Origin of the sequence: Bacillus siamensis, assembly GCF_051628075.1 — a bacterium.
Classification (GTDB): Bacteria; Bacillota; Bacilli; order Bacillales; family Bacillaceae; genus Bacillus; species Bacillus siamensis.
Genome location: NZ_CP155579.1, coordinates 847,501 through 862,314 on the forward strand (window position 1 = coordinate 847,501; position 14,814 = coordinate 862,314).

General features: G+C 47.9%; 12 protein-coding genes, 4 tRNA genes, 1 pseudogene and 1 riboswitch (1 of these 18 only partly in view). Of the genes and pseudogenes, 15 read left to right on the forward strand and 2 right to left on the reverse strand.

Annotated features, from left to right (window positions below; genetic code table 11):
- The 7 genes and pseudogenes from ABDB98_RS04375 to thiC all read left to right on the forward strand — a co-directional run.
- A tRNA-Gly gene (locus ABDB98_RS04375) sits at positions 1-65 on the forward strand; it begins 10 nt to the left of the window's first position.
- Between the two features lie 6 nt (positions 66-71).
- Positions 72-142: transfer RNA gene (locus ABDB98_RS04380), tRNA-Cys, on the forward strand.
- 7 nt (positions 143-149) lie between these two features.
- A tRNA-Leu gene (locus tag ABDB98_RS04385) sits at positions 150-238 on the forward strand.
- A gap of 245 nt (positions 239-483) precedes the next feature.
- Positions 484-565, forward strand: a tRNA-Leu gene (locus ABDB98_RS04390).
- A 97-nt stretch (positions 566-662) separates the two neighbouring features.
- Positions 663-832 (forward strand): annotated as a pseudogene (locus tag ABDB98_RS04395) (Na+/H+ antiporter NhaC family protein); the annotation flags it as partial.
- Positions 833-921: 89 nt separating this feature from the next.
- Positions 922-1,620, forward strand: coding sequence for a Type 1 glutamine amidotransferase-like domain-containing protein (locus ABDB98_RS04400; RefSeq protein WP_438421468.1), 699 nt, complete (start codon positions 922-924; stop codon positions 1,618-1,620).
- Between the two features lie 49 nt (positions 1,621-1,669).
- Positions 1,670-1,780, forward strand: a riboswitch (TPP riboswitch).
- Positions 1,781-1,902: 122 nt separating this feature from the next.
- Complete coding sequence (gene thiC, locus ABDB98_RS04405) at positions 1,903-3,675, forward strand: phosphomethylpyrimidine synthase ThiC (protein WP_060963243.1); 1,773 nt, start codon at positions 1,903-1,905, stop codon at positions 3,673-3,675.
- A gap of 43 nt (positions 3,676-3,718) precedes the next feature.
- Here the strand turns inward: thiC and ABDB98_RS04410 are convergent, their stop codons facing one another.
- Positions 3,719-5,074 carry an FAD-binding oxidoreductase gene (locus tag ABDB98_RS04410; protein WP_438421469.1) on the reverse strand — a complete coding sequence of 452 codons (1,356 nt, stop codon included), beginning with the start codon at positions 5,072-5,074 and terminating at the stop codon, positions 3,719-3,721.
- 253 nt (positions 5,075-5,327) lie between these two features.
- Between ABDB98_RS04410 and ABDB98_RS04415 the strand changes: the two genes are divergently transcribed.
- The 6 genes from ABDB98_RS04415 (at position 5,328) to ABDB98_RS04440 (ending at position 11,119) form a co-directional block, all read left to right on the forward strand.
- Positions 5,328-5,513: an FbpB family small basic protein gene (locus ABDB98_RS04415; protein WP_060963241.1), complete on the forward strand. Its 186-nt coding sequence runs from the start codon at positions 5,328-5,330 to the stop codon at positions 5,511-5,513.
- Complete coding sequence (locus tag ABDB98_RS04420; RefSeq protein ID WP_438421470.1) at positions 5,510-7,237, forward strand: ABC transporter substrate-binding protein; 1,728 nt, start codon at positions 5,510-5,512, stop codon at positions 7,235-7,237. Before ABDB98_RS04415 ends, ABDB98_RS04420 begins: the two co-directional genes overlap by 4 nt.
- Positions 7,238-7,303: 66 nt before the next feature.
- On the forward strand, positions 7,304-8,260 hold the full coding sequence (locus ABDB98_RS04425; protein WP_060963239.1) for an ABC transporter permease: 957 nt from the start codon (positions 7,304-7,306) through the stop codon (positions 8,258-8,260).
- Between the two features lie 12 nt (positions 8,261-8,272).
- Positions 8,273-9,178, forward strand: coding sequence for an oligopeptide ABC transporter permease (gene opp4C, locus ABDB98_RS04430; protein WP_438421471.1), 906 nt, complete (start codon positions 8,273-8,275; stop codon positions 9,176-9,178).
- Positions 9,175-10,161: an ABC transporter ATP-binding protein gene (locus ABDB98_RS04435; RefSeq protein WP_438421472.1), complete on the forward strand. Its 987-nt coding sequence runs from the start codon at positions 9,175-9,177 to the stop codon at positions 10,159-10,161. Before opp4C ends, ABDB98_RS04435 begins: the two co-directional genes overlap by 4 nt.
- Positions 10,154-11,119, forward strand: a complete 966-nt coding sequence (locus tag ABDB98_RS04440; RefSeq protein ID WP_438421473.1) for an ABC transporter ATP-binding protein — start codon at positions 10,154-10,156, stop codon at positions 11,117-11,119. Before ABDB98_RS04435 ends, ABDB98_RS04440 begins: the two co-directional genes overlap by 8 nt.
- 71 nt (positions 11,120-11,190) lie before the next feature.
- On the opposite strand, the gene katA is transcribed toward ABDB98_RS04440, so the two are convergent.
- Positions 11,191-12,636 (reverse strand): catalase KatA, encoded by a 1,446-nt coding sequence (gene katA, locus ABDB98_RS04445; RefSeq protein WP_438421474.1) that lies wholly within the window; start codon positions 12,634-12,636, stop codon positions 11,191-11,193.
- A 255-nt stretch (positions 12,637-12,891) separates the two neighbouring features.
- On the opposite strand from katA, the gene ABDB98_RS04450 reads away from it, so the two are divergent.
- A complete protein-coding gene (locus ABDB98_RS04450; RefSeq protein WP_438421475.1) occupies positions 12,892-13,821 on the forward strand; it encodes an amidohydrolase family protein in 930 nt (309 codons plus the stop codon).
- A 224-nt stretch (positions 13,822-14,045) separates the two neighbouring features.
- A complete protein-coding gene (locus tag ABDB98_RS04455; RefSeq protein ID WP_438421476.1) occupies positions 14,046-14,813 on the forward strand; it encodes an ABC transporter ATP-binding protein in 768 nt (255 codons plus the stop codon).
- The last annotated feature ends 1 nt before the right edge of the window (position 14,814 follow it).

Consider the following 14,814-nt stretch of genomic DNA (forward strand, 5'->3'; position numbering starts at 1 on the left):
TTCAGTGGTAGAACACCACCTTGCCAAGGTGGGGGTCGCGGGTTCGAATCCCGTCTTCCGCTCCAAATTACGGCGGCATAGCCAAGTGGTAAGGCAGAGGTCTGCAAAACCTTTATCCCCGGTTCGAATCCGGGTGTCGCCTTTCTTTTGCCGGGGTGGTGGAATTGGCAGACACACAGGACTTAAAATCCTGCGGTAGGTGACTACCGTGCCGGTTCAAGTCCGGCCCTCGGCACCAATTTAACTTAGGACGCAACATGTTAAATTGGTCATCAATTTTTACATTACAAAACATATATGAGAGTGATTTGCATATTGCAGATCACTTTTTTTATATAATAAAAGCGTCAAGACTATGAATATAAGTTTCTTGCTTGTATCGGGTATACTGCATTACCATTAAAAAAACTTCACTAAAACCGTTGACACTTTATAAAATACATGTTATATTTATATACGTCGGTTGAACACGACGTATTACATGCCGGTGTGGCGGAATTGGCAGACGCGCACGACTCAAAATCGTGTTCCTTCTGGAGTGCCGGTTCGACCCCGGCCACCGGTATAAAAAGGCTTCTACATATGTAGAAGCCTTTTTTGTTGTATGAAAATATCCTCCAAGGCTTGTGAAAAATGATAAGCCTGCGGGCGGTTATATCTTACTCGGGGTAACGCTGGCGGTTCAGATCCCATACCAGTTTATTATTAGCGGTCGGGGCCGTGTTTGCCAGCGGAACATGTTGTGAAATATGCTCGTTCGAAGCTTGTTCCAGCACTTATTGCTGCGGGGATCTTTGTTATTTTATACGGTGTCTTTTCATTTTTTAGATAGCAATGCGAAAAGGATTTTAAAGGCGGTATCCAAAACGGAATACGCCTTTTTAATGAGCTGTTATACTTGAGAAAAAAGAGGTGATGGCGTTGAAGCAGATTATTGCAATGGGCGGCGGGGGGTTTTCCATGGAGCCGGATCATCTTGTGCTGGATCAATATATTTTAGAGCAGTCGGTGCGCTCAAAGCCGAAAGTTTGTTTTTTGCCGACGGCAAGCGGAGATTCGGAGAATTACATCGGCAGGTTTTATCAGGCCTTTCAAAAGCTGGAGTGTCAGCCGGATCACTTGTCGCTGTTTAAACCGCCGTGTTCTGACCTCAGGTCCTTTCTCATGAAGAAAGATATCATATATGTCGGAGGCGGCAATACGCGCAATATGCTTGTCTTATGGAAAGAATGGGGGCTTGACCTTATTCTGCGTGAGGCTTGGGAGAACGGCGTGATTTTGGCTGGTCTCAGCGCCGGGGCGATTTGCTGGTTTGAAGAAGGAGTGACAGATTCAACAGGAGATTTGAGAGAGTTGCAAGCTTTAGGGTTTTTGCCTGGAAGCTTTTGTCCTCACTATGACGGAGAAGCGGAACGCCGGCCGGTGTATCACCGTCTGATTTCAGAAAACAAACTTCAGGAGGGCTATGCCGCTGATGACGGCGCTGCGCTTCATTATAAAAACGGTCAGCTGTTCCGGTCTGTCTCTTCCCGGGAAACAGCAAAAGGTTACAGGGTTTTTGATACTGAAGAAGGCGTAAGGGAAACAGAGCTTCCAGTCACTCTGTTATCTGAATCTTGATAATATACTTTTTTTTCTATGCAAATTATGTTACGATGAAACCGAAATTAATAGTTACTGGGGGTGCCCGTCTGAGCGGGCTGAGAGAGAAGCGGCGGCTTCTTAACCCTTTGGACCTGATCTGGTTCGTACCAGCGTGGGGAAGTAAAGGTTTTATTATTGTTGAGGAAAACAATAATAGTTTCTTTCTGACTGCAAAACCGGGTTCTCCAATGAATCCGGTTTTTTTGTGCTGGTGCTGAGCTTGGTTCTGTTATTCAAATGGATAAGGGAGAGATTTGTATGCAAAATCAATCAGTACAGCAAGCGAACATTTCTATTATGTCGAGTTTTTCAGGCAGTAAAAAGGTTTATGTAAAGGGTTCTTCGCCTGACATACGAGTGCCGATGCGGGAAATCAGCCTTAGTCCGACAACGGGGGCGTTCGGGGAAGAGGAGAATCCGCCGGTCCGTGTTTATGATACGAGCGGACCGTATACAGACCCGGATGTACAAATTCAAATTCATGAAGGTCTGAAGCCGCTCCGCACAAAGTGGATTACAAAGCGCGGCGATGTGGAGGAATATAACGGACGGACCGTGAAGCCTGAGGACAACGGCTATAAAAAAGAGGGCCGTGCCGCCGAATATCCCGGTTTACAGCGGAAGCCGCTGCGGGCCAAGGCAGGGAAAAATGTGACACAATTGCATTATGCGAGAAAAGGCATCATTACGCCGGAAATGGAGTTTATCGCAATTCGCGAGCATGTGTCTCCCGAATTTGTCAGAGACGAGGTAGCCAGCGGCCGGGCGATCATTCCTTCAAATATTAATCATCCTGAAAGTGAACCGATGATTATCGGCCGGAATTTTCATGTGAAGATCAATGCCAATATCGGCAACTCGGCTGTTACATCTTCTATTGAAGAAGAAGTTGAAAAAATGACGTGGGCGATTCGCTGGGGCGCCGATACGATGATGGACTTATCCACCGGGAAAGATATTCATACGACACGTGAATGGATCATCCGCAATTGCCCCGTACCTGTGGGGACGGTGCCGATTTACCAGGCGCTTGAAAAAGTAAACGGCATCGCTGAGGATTTAACGTGGGACATTTATCGAGACACATTGATTGAGCAGGCGGAGCAGGGCGTGGATTATTTCACCATCCATGCCGGCGTATTGCTTCGTTACGTCCCGTTAACGGCCAAACGCACGACGGGAATCGTATCCCGCGGCGGGGCGATTATGGCGCAATGGTGCCTGGCTCACCATCAGGAAAGCTTTCTGTACACGCACTTTGAAGAAATTTGTGAAATTATGAAGACGTATGATATTGCATTTTCTCTTGGAGATGGGCTGCGTCCCGGCTCGATTGCGGATGCTAATGATGAAGCGCAGTTTGCGGAATTGGAGACTCTCGGAGAATTGACGGAAATCGCGTGGAAGCACGATGTGCAAGTGATGATCGAAGGACCGGGTCATGTGCCGATGCATAAAATTAAAGAGAACATGGACAAACAGCTGGAAATTTGTAAAGAGGCGCCTTTTTATACACTCGGCCCATTAACGACTGATATCGCTCCGGGCTATGACCATATTACTTCGGCGATCGGCGCGGCGATGATCGGCTGGTACGGGACGGCGATGCTTTGTTATGTCACGCCGAAGGAGCATTTGGGCCTGCCGAATCGTGATGATGTAAGAGAGGGAGTCATTACGTATAAAATCGCGGCCCATGCGGCAGACCTTGCCAAAGGGCATCCGGGTGCTCAGATCCGGGATGATGCTCTGTCTAAGGCGCGGTTTGAATTCCGGTGGCGCGATCAATTTCATTTGTCGCTTGATCCTGAAAGAGCAATGGAATATCACGATGAAACGCTGCCGGCTGAAGGCGCAAAAACGGCTCACTTCTGTTCGATGTGCGGCCCGAAGTTCTGCAGCATGAGAATTTCTCAGGATATTCGCGATTATGCGAAAGAAAACGGTCTGACTGAAGACGATGCCCTCAATGAAGGATTAAAAGAAAAAGCAAAAGAGTTTGTCGAGAAGGGAAGCCATTTATATCAATAAAAAAGAAAAGATGAGGATGGAGTGTGTCCATCTTCATCTTTTTTTAGAAAAACGGTGACCGGCGAAACGGCGGAATGCTCTGCTCAAAGCGGAATACGTTTTCCGGGTCATACTTCGTTTTGACTTGGCGGAGGCGGTCGACATTTCCTCCGTAATATGTCCGCAGCCAGTTTCTGATGTCTATATCAGGCCAATTTACGTAATCCCCCATCGTTTCTCTTGAAAGAGACATTCTCAGCTCTTCGATCCAGCGGATGTTTTGTCTTTCCTCTTCAGGAGATGTCCAGTTTGTTATATATTCCTGGGCAATGATGGCATCGCGATAGTAGAATGCCGTTTGATCCGGAGCGATCCGTCCGGCCGCCCCGCCGAGAGATTGCTGCCAGACACTGGCGTTTTTATTCGGAGCGTGCTCCAAGTAGTATTTTAAAGCAGAAATTGCGCGTGTGGACAATGGTTTTTCAATAAAGGAGCCTGACCGCTTCATCTTTTGCGGCTCATTGCCTCCCGGGCTGTTAAAAAAGGCTGCCGCTCTGATAAACGGAACTGTCTTGACCATGCCGCTTGTCGGGTTTCCCGCTTTCATTAACGGAGCCAGCAGTTCTTTCAGCTCATTTTTTGTTCCGATAAATTGGCCGAGCGCTTCTATGCGGTTGACTTCTTTAGGCCAAAACTGAATGGATGAAGTAAGCCGGTTATCTGTAAATGGAGCCCAGCGCTGCCACGTATTAAATACCTCTTCGAAATCATCCCAGCCCCAAGTGACAGAAAAAACAGTCACGTACGAGATCGGCACGGCTTTAAACACCATGGATGTGACAATGCCGAAGTTGCCGCCGCCTCCGCCCTGAGACGCCCAAAATAAATCAGGATGCTTTGAGCGGTTGACTGTTATCAATTCAGCACCCGCTTTTTCGTCTGCTGTGATCATCTCGAGTTGGAGGAGACGATCGCAAGTCAGGCCGGCAGCCCTTGTTAAATATCCGATTCCTCCTCCGAGCGCCAGCCCCGTGATTCCCACATTTGCAATGGTTCCCGCGGGAAGAGTCAAGCCGTACCGCCAGAGTGTCCGGTACACTTCTCCCAAATCGGCACCCGCTTCAATCGAGACCAGCCGCTTATCTTTATTCACTCTTATTTTCTTCATTTCACTGAGATCAATGACAAGCCCGTCATTTAACAGGGAAAAATTCTCGTAGCTGTGTCTTCCGCCTCTGATGCGGAAAGGCACGTTATTCTCACGCGCCCATCTCAGTGCATTGACGGCATCATGTTTGTTTTGGCAAAACACAATGATGTCCGGATATCTTTGCAGGCTTAAATTGATATTGGTTCTTGCTTCATTATAGTCGGGGTCATCTTTTCTGACGATGCGCCCGGTCAATGTTGTCTTTTCCACACTCTCACTCTCTTTCATCGGGATCTGTTATTTCTTCTAACATATGCGGAAAAATAAGAGAGTGTATGAGGAAAACCCCCGGAATGAAACGATATTTTAAATTATAGTTGACAGGTAGGGATTGTATGAATTAACATAGTCAGTACATATTTCCAAACGTTGGCTGATCGGATCACCGAAGGCTCTTATCTTGTAAACAGATAAGGGCCTTTTTTTGCGTGAAAGCCATTGGATGAAAGCGGAGGGATGAAAAGTGGCGTTAAAAAAGGCATCACATGTGCGCAAAAAAAGTAAAAAGCGAAAAAAGTACAGAAAACACACATTGAATTTCGAACTGCTTGTGGAGAAAAACAAACGGGAGATTATGAGAAATGAGGAACAGATGGAGCAGATTTATATAAAGATAGATGAAAAGCATGCGGGGGTTCGATCAAAATGAAGGGGAACATTTTGAGGATGAAAACAACGGGCATCATACTCGCGCTGTCGGTATCATTCATGTTATCAGGGTGCGCGTTAGGGAGTGCCGGAGAAGAACCGTCTTCTGCGGCGGATAAAAAACAGGAAACGCGTATCGCCCATGTCAAAACAAAGAAATTTAAAGCTTCTCATCCGGAGGCGCTTCCCGTTAAATCGAAAGCCAGAACGGACACTTTTGTTGCGGGGATTTCCGCGCCGGGGGGAGTGTTTCTGCCGTACTTTTATGAAAACGGATGGGATGGAAATGCGACAGATCCTATTTTTGAACCGTTAGTCAAGCTGGATAAAACGGGTAAGCCCGCACCGGCACTTGCTGAAAGCTGGACTATTTCCAAAGATCAGCTTACCTACACGTTCCGCTTAAGAAAAAATCTCGTTTTCAGTGATGGTTCGCCGCTCACCGCAAAGGATGCCGCATTCACTTTAACACTGCTGCATGATCCCGCTTACGCAGGCTATGAAGATATCACCACGGCCTATATTAAAGGCGGCAAGGCTTATAAAGAAGGAAAAGCAAAGACGATAGAGGGCATTCGCGTTCTTGATGACAGAACCATTAAAATCACGACTGAGAAAGTCAGTGCGAAGTCGCTGCTTCTTTTAGGCGGGCAGGTGCTGTCGGAAGCTTACTACGGAAAGAATTATCGGTTCGGCAAACTGGACTATTTAAAAGAGCTTTATGCCAAACCGCTCGGAGCAGGGCCTTATCAATTTACAGAGTACCTCCCGGGACAGGAAATACGCTATCAGGCTAATAAACACTATTATTCCGGAAAACCGAAAACAGAAAAGCTGATCTATAAAATTATTGATCCGTCAACTTCCCTTCAGCTGTTTGAAACGGGTGATCTTGATTACGCTTCATTTTCTCCTGATGATGATACGGTTGAGCATTTAAAAAGCCTCGGTTTTGCGAATATAAGCGTCTCGGTCGTGAATGATTACGGGCTTGTGTACGTGAATCATAAGCGTCCGCCTTTTCAAGATAAGAAAGTGTCCCAAGCGCTTATTTACGGGCTGGACCGTCAGAAAATCGTCGATGTCCGCTTTAAACATTACGGAGAAGTCGCAAATGTGCCGGTGTCTCCGGTTTCGTGGGCTTATGATGACAAAGGAGTCAATCCGTACACGTTTAATCCGGAAAAAGCCAAGAAGCTTCTTGATGAAGCAGGCTGGAAAACGGGGAAAGACGGCGTGCGTGAAAAAAACGGCAAAAAGCTTGAAATCAGCTATTACACGTCTAAAGCGGATGATGATTTCATCCCGATCGCGAAAGAAAATTACGCGGACATCGGAATCTCATTAAAACCGGAAGTGATGGATTTTAATACAGAGGTAGCGAAAATAAATGATAAACAGTACGATCTTGCCGCCGTTTCCACCTCGCAGATTCTTGATCCGAATGACACGGTGGAAAAGCTGGCTTCCGGCCATCCCAATAATGTGACGGGGTATTCCAATCCGAAAGCGGACCGGCTGATCGAGAAAGGAGCCGGCACGCTTGATATCAGCAAAAGAAAAGAGATTTATCACCAGCTGTACCGGGAGCTCGGGGAAAACCCGCCTTACATTCTGATTCATTACCGTCAGAGCGCAAGGGCGGTCAGCGGAAAAATAAAAGGGCTTGAGCCTGACAATTATTCGGGAATCAGTTCGAGTCTCTCAAACGTGTCAATTCAGTAGAACAATGGCGCAAAATACCCGGTGTCCGGGGTATTTTGCCCTTTCAGCGGAAGGGAGAGGCTTTTTGTGAAACGGTATGCCGCAGAACGGTTCATTCAAATGCTTGTGATCTTATTCGGTACGTCCTTTATTATTTTTTTCTTATTCGCGATGCTGCCAGGCGATTACATTGATTCCAATGTCAACCTGACCCCGGAGAGGGCGAAGGAGCTAAAAGCGCTTTACGGCCTGGATCAGCCGATTTGGCAGCGTTATGTGACGTGGCTCGGCAATGTGCTCAGCGGAGATTTAGGATTCTCTTTGAAGTATCAGGAAAACGTCCTGTCACTGCTTCAGAAATATGTCTGGAATTCGTTTTTTGTCGCGTTTTTGGCTTTGCTTGTCACATGGTCTGCCGCGATGATAACGGGTGTCATATCCGCTGTCAGGAAATACTCATGGTTTGACGGGATCGTAACATTTTTTGTGATTGCTTCCATGGCGTTCCCGTCTTTTTTTATCAGCCTTCTGTTTATTAAATGGTTTGGAGTGGATTTGAAAATATTGCCCGTCGGAGGGATGGTTGATACCGGAAGCACGAGTTCTGGTTTTTCGTACGTGCTTGAAGCTGCCAGACATATGATTCTTCCGGTTGTGATTTTATCTATGCTCGGCATCGGCTCACTGACAAGATATTTCCGCTCCGGGATGCTTGATGTGATCAGGCAGGATTATATCAGAACAGCGAGAGCGAAGGGGTTGAAAGAGCGCACCGTCATTTGGAAACATGCGCTGAAAAATGCGCTCCTTCCGGCGATCACCCTGCTTGCTTTTGAACTGCCGGGGCTGTTTTCCGGGGCTATTATTATTGAACAGATTTTCGGATGGCCGGGTGTCGGCCGTATTCAGCTGGAATCTGTGCATTATCGGGACTACCCGGTTTTGATGGCGTTTACCTTGTTTTTGTCTTGTTTAACGATTGTGGGGAATTTTTTGGCGGATATCGCTTATGCCGCGGTTGATCCGCGAGTCAGGCTGAAATAGGGGGTGTTTTGGGTGAAACAACAAAAAGGGGCGCCGCCTTCTCTTTGGAAGCAGACGTACCGCCGCCTGCTGCATCATAAGCTGACGGTCATCAGTCTTCTATTCTTATGTTTTATGTTTTTATTGTGTTTTATCGGGCCGTCTTTTTCTCCGTACATAACGGATCGGACGGATATTTCAAATGCCAATCAGCATCCGGGGGTTCATCATTGGCTTGGCACCGACCAGTACGGGAGAGATGTGCTGACGAGGCTGATGCTGGCGGGGCAGATTTCTCTGACCGTGGGGCTTGCTTCAATGGTGCTGTCACTTGTCATCGGTTCATTGCTTGGGGCTGCAGCGGGATTTTATCGGGGAGCCGCTGATATGATCATTATGCGCATCGCTGATATGCTCATGTCCATCCCGGGTCTGCCGCTGCTTTTGATTTTGGCTGCGGTGATGTCGGAGTGGAAAGTGCCTTCTGAATACAGGATGTACTTGATTATGATGATGTTAAGCCTGATCGGATGGCCCGGTTTGGCGCGGCTTGTACGCGGACAGATTTTGTCGCTGAAGGAGCAGCCGTTTATGATGGCCGCGGAAGTTTTGGGGCTCAGTGATAAACGGAAAATCCTCTATCATTTGCTTCCCAATACATTGCCGTTACTCATGGTAGCGGCGACTTTGCATGTGGCGGGGGCGATGCTGAGTGAATCGGCGCTGAGTTTTCTCGGACTCGGTGTTGCTCCGCCGACTCCTTCTTGGGGAAACATGATGGAAGCGGCAAATCATTATATGGATTTTACACTCCGCCCGTGGCTGTGGATACCGCCGGGTACGGCCATTTTTCTGACCGTTGTGGCGATTCATCTGCTTGGAGACGGTTTAAGAGACGCTTTTGATCCTAAGGTAAAACGGCAGGTGAAAGTGAAATGACAAAACCGCTTTTAGAAGTGAGGCATTTGGAAACGGTTTTTTATACGGAGGAAGGTGCGGTAAAGGCCGTGGACGATGTCAGCTTTACGATTCATGAGGAGGAAACGGTTTGCATTGTAGGGGAATCCGGCTGCGGGAAAAGCATGGCGTCATTGTCCATTATGCAGCTCATTCCCGAGGCGGGAAGAATCGAACGGGGAGCGGTGCATTTTTCAGGAAGGAACCTGTTGAAACTGAAACAAAAAGAAATGCAGAAAATCCGCGGCTGCGAAATCGGGATGATTTTTCAGGAGCCGATGACCTCTTTGAATCCGGTGTTTACAATCGGTGAGCAGCTGACTGAACCGATTCGCGAGCATTTATTGCTGAGTAAGAAAGAGGCATGGAGGAAGGCGGTTGAACTTCTCACGTTAGTGGAGATCCCCCATGCCGGGCAGATGATGCACCGATATCCTCATGAGCTGAGCGGCGGCATGCTGCAGCGCGTTATGACGGCTGTCGCGCTCAGCTGCGATCCGAAACTGATCATTGCCGATGAGCCGACGACGGCGCTTGACGTAACCATTCAGGCGCAGATATTGGATTTATTGCGGGATGTGAAAAAGCAATTTCACACGTCTATTTTATTCATTACCCACGACCTTGGCGTGGTTGCCGAAATGGCTGATTATGTGATTGTCATGTATGCGGGGAAAATTGTGGAGGAAGGACCGGTTGCGGAGCTGTTTTCTGATCCGAAGCATCCGTATACGAAAGGGCTGCTCGCGGCAAAACCAGTTATCGGTCAAAGGAGAGAGACGCTGTATACCATCCCGGGCCAGGTTCCCGCGCTTGCAGACCTGTCCGGATCGTCTTGTTATTTTGCGGAGCGGTGTGAACACAGCACGGCAATATGCCGGAGGTCGAGCCCGCATTTTACTGAATTCGGGAAAGGGCATCAGGCGGCGTGCTGGCTTTACGGAGAGGAGAAAGCAGATGAGTGATGTGTTGCTGGAGGTCAAAGGGCTGAAAAAATATTATGAGGGGCAGGGGGGGATGAGAAAGACCCGCAACAATCCCGTAAAAGCGGTGGACGGCGTCAGTTTTACGATAGGAAAAGGAGAAGTGTTCGGTTTAGCGGGTGAATCGGGCAGCGGCAAGTCATCAATCGGAAAAACCATTTTAAGACTTCATGACAAAACAGAGGGAGAGGTATTTTTTCAGGGGCGAGATGTGTTCCGGATGAACCGGCGCGAGCTGAAAACATTCAGATCGGAAGCGCAGCTCATTTTTCAAGATCCGTTCAGCTCTTTAAATCCCCGGCGACGGATCGGAGAAGCCATCGGTGAAGCGATGATCGAGCACCAATTGGCGGTCAAGCGGAACGCGCGTGATAAAGCGGCGGAGGTTCTTGAATCCTGCGGTCTTTCCGCAAACTTTATCGACCGTTATCCGCATGAGTTTTCCGGAGGGCAGCGGCAGCGGATCGTGATTGCAAGAGCGATGGCGCTTAAGCCGCAATTTATCATTATGGATGAACCCGTGGCGGCATTGGATGTCTCCATTCAGGCGCAGATGATCAATTTGTTCAGCAGCCTTCAGCAACGGCACGGGCTGTCATATTTGTTCATTTCTCATGATTTAAGCGTGGTGGAGCACTTATGTACAAAGGTTGCGATTATGTATTTAGGGACGATTGTGGAATACGCGTCAAAGGACGAGCTTTTTTCACGGCCGCTTCACCCTTATACAAAAGCGCTGTTATCAGCCGTGCCCGTTCCTGATCCCCGAGCGAAAAGGGAGCGGGTGATGTTAAAGGGTGATATTCCAAGTCCCTCTGATCCGCCCTCAGGCTGTAAATTCCGAACGAGATGTCCGGCAGCCGAGAAGATATGTGCTGAGAAAACTCCGCTGCTATCGGAGAAGGGGCCTCAGCATTTTGCAGCATGCCATTTTGTATAATTGAGAAAAAGCATTTTTTATTGATAATACACAGGAAAAACCTGCCGGACAGACCGGCAGGTTTTTGAATGTTATTTTGGTAACGGCAGTCCGAGTCCTTCGGCAACGCGTCTGCCGTATTCAGGGTCAGCTTTGTAGAAGTGGCTGATCTGGCGCAGCTTAATTTCTTCCTTTTCCACAGGTTTCATCGCACCGACGATATTGGCGACAAGGCGTGCGCGCTCTTCCTCGCTCATCAGGCGGTACAGATCGCCGGCTTGTGTGTAATGATCATGATGATTATAGCTTACACTGTCAGCCAAACCTGATACAGGATATGCCGCCTGTTTATCTTCAGGTGACTCTTTCGGGCCTCCGAAGCTGTTAGGCTCGTAATAGACGGAGCGGCCGCCATTATCATCAAAACGCATTTGTCCGTCACGCTGATAGTTTTTCACTTCATTGCGGGAACGGTTGATCGGCAGCGCCTGGTGGTTCGCGCCGACACGGTAGCGATGGGCGTCATGGTATGCGAACAACCGGCCTTGAAGCATTTTGTCAGGTGAGACGTCAACGCCGGGGACTAATGTTCCGGGAGAGAATGTCGCTTGTTCTACTTCCGCAAAGTAATTTTCTGGATTGCGGTCCAGAACCATGCGGCCGACTTCAATGAGCGGATAGTCTTTTTGAGACCATACTTTTGTGACGTCAAACGGATCAAAGCGGTATGTGTTTGCGTCTTCTAACGGCATGATTTGAACATATAATTTCCATGCGGGGAAATCGCCGTTTTCAATCGCGTTGAATAAATCTTCCGTATGGTAATCGGGATTTTCGCCCGCGAGTTTTGCGGCTGTATTGACATCAAGGTTTTTCACGCCTTGTTCTGTTTTAAAGTGATATTTAATCCAGACACCTTCGCCTTTATCATTTGTCCATTTAAATGTATGGCTTCCGAATCCGTGCATATGGCGAAGGGTTGCCGGAATGCCCCGGTCTGACATCAGAATGGTTACCTGATGAAGTGATTCCGGTGAAAGAGACCAGAAATCCCAAACGGCCGTCGGGTTTTTCAGATGTGTTCTCGGATCTCTTTTTTGTGTATGGATAAAGTCAGGGAACTTAATGGCATCGCGGATGAAAAACACGGGTGTATTGTTTCCGACGATGTCGTAGTTTCCGTCTTCTGTATAAAACTTAACGGCAAATCCGCGCGGGTCGCGCACTGTGTCACTAGAGCCCAGTTCGCCTGCAACGGTTGAGAAACGGACAAAGAGCGGTGTGCGTTTACCGACTTCTGACAGAAATGCGGCTTTCGTATATTTTGTAACGTCATTTGTGACTTCAAAATAACCGTGTGCGCCCGCGCCTTTTGCATGAACGACACGCTCAGGAACGCGTTCTCTGTTAAAGTGCGCCAATTTCTCAAGCAGATGGACGTCTTGTATTAAAGCAGGGCCGCGATCTCCGGCCGTCATTGAGTTTTGGTTATCTCCGACAGGAGCGCCCCAGCTGGTTGTCAATTTATTTGAACTCATGTGATCACCTCTTTAGATTTATAAAAACATAATATCACCTATCAGTAAAAAGTCAATATTATTTTATAATGATTATAAAATAATTATTTTTATTATCGGAAAGAGAATTCGGGTTTGAAAGCTTACTTGACTGACGGGAATAATGGGTTTAAGATGAGAAAAAATAGAAACCGCTGACTTGAACACAAGAGGCTCTTATTCTTTATGGGATAAGGGCCTTTTTTCATTGTCGGCGGTAAGGGAGGCGGCGATTGTATGCTTTTCCGGCAGCATTTTAAACCTGTTGATATTCACGGTCATCTGCCGTACAGCCTTGATTTCGGCAAAAATGATAAGACATTTTCCGATTATAATCGGGAGCGGTCAGAAAGAATGAATCTGACTTGGGATTTTCCTGATCCGCAAGAGGCTGATGACGGGGAAATCCCTTTGATGACAAAATGGGAGAATGAATTAGATAAGTACGGCATCGGCGTACTGAATTTTTTAACAGCGGAGAGCAATGACCGGATGGCGGCGTTTATTCAAGCCAATCCTGCGAAGTTTACCGGATTTGCATATCATCCTTTGGAGCGGGAGGATGCATATGAAGAGCTGAAAAGAGCGGTAGAAGAGCTCGGTCTGAAAGGGTATAAACTATTCGGGCCGCTGACAGACATCGAGTTTCATGATCCGTCGCTGAAAAAGCTTTGGACGTATTTAGCTGACAAAAGGCTCCCTGTATTAATCCACTTCGGGCTTTTAGGGAGAGCGGGGGGCATTGTCAGCCACCGCAACATCAATCCGCTCTCCATCTATCGCGTCGCGAGGGAGTATGCTGATATACCATTCATTATTCCGCATTTCGGCGCCGGATATTATCAGGAACTGCTGCAGCTGTGCTGGAGCTGCCCGAATGTGTATATTGACACGTCAGGATCAAACCAGTGGATGAGGTGGATGCCGTACCCGCTTGATTTGGAAATTCTGTTTCGGAAGACATCCGAATTAATCGGTGCTGAACGAATCATCTTCGGGACGGATTCGAACGGATTTCCGAGAGGATACGTATACAGATATCTTCAGGAGCAGGTCCGGACCTGCCGGGAAATCAACATGCGGGAAGAAGACATAGAGAAGATTTTCGGAAACAATGCGCGGACATTGCTGAAAATCGACCAGCCGCAAAAGGAAATAAATACGTGATACAGCTGATGCGCTCTTTGGCAGGTTTATGCCGGAGGGTGCATTTTTAATTCTTACAAAAAACAGTTGACAAGTCGGAATAATTTGAATTAACATGATATTCAAATTTAAAAACAAACGGGCAGCTGATCGGACCGCCGAAGGCTCTCATCTCTACAAGCAACGGAGATGGGGGCCTTTTTGTTTTTCGATCGCATGCGGCAAAAAGAGAGGGGAAAAGACAGATGGCTGTAACCATCAGCATACAAGAAAAAGCGTTTGAGCATGAAGGACGGAAAACAGCGGTGCTGAATGATATTGAACTGTCCATTGCATCAGGAGAATTTTTGACTGTCATCGGGCCGAGCGGCTGCGGAAAAAGCACGCTTTTAAAATTGATTGCCGGGCTTGATACCGATTATAAAGGCTCTGTCGCAATAAACGGCCGCCATGTGTCGGGACCGGGCATCCGGCAGGGATTTATCTTTCAGGAGCACCGGCTGTTTCCCTGGCTGACGGTGAAACAAAACATCGCTGCCGATCTCAATATAAACGACCCGGCCGTTCGTCAAAAAGTGGATGATCTGATTGAGGTTGTCAGGCTGCAGGGAGCGGAAGACGCTTATCCGCGCGAATTATCCGGCGGCATGTCGCAGCGGGTCGCCATCGCCAGAGCCCTGTTGCGTGAGCCTGAGGTGCTGCTTTTGGATGAACCGTTCGGAGCGCTTGACGCTTTTACGAGAAAACACTTGCAGGATGTGCTGCTTGATATATGGCGCGAGAAAAAAACGACGATGATTCTGGTTACGCATGATATTGACGAATCTGTCTATTTAGGCGATAAGCTGGCAATTCTCAGGGCAAAGCCCGGCCGGCTGCACAGTCTGGTGCCGATTCAGCTTTCGCATCCGCGCAATCGGACGTCAGCTGATTTTCAGGCCGTCCGGCAGAAGGTGCTTGCTGAGTTTGAGAAAACGGAAGATCTCCGGTTTGCGGATGGATCAGGGATATAGA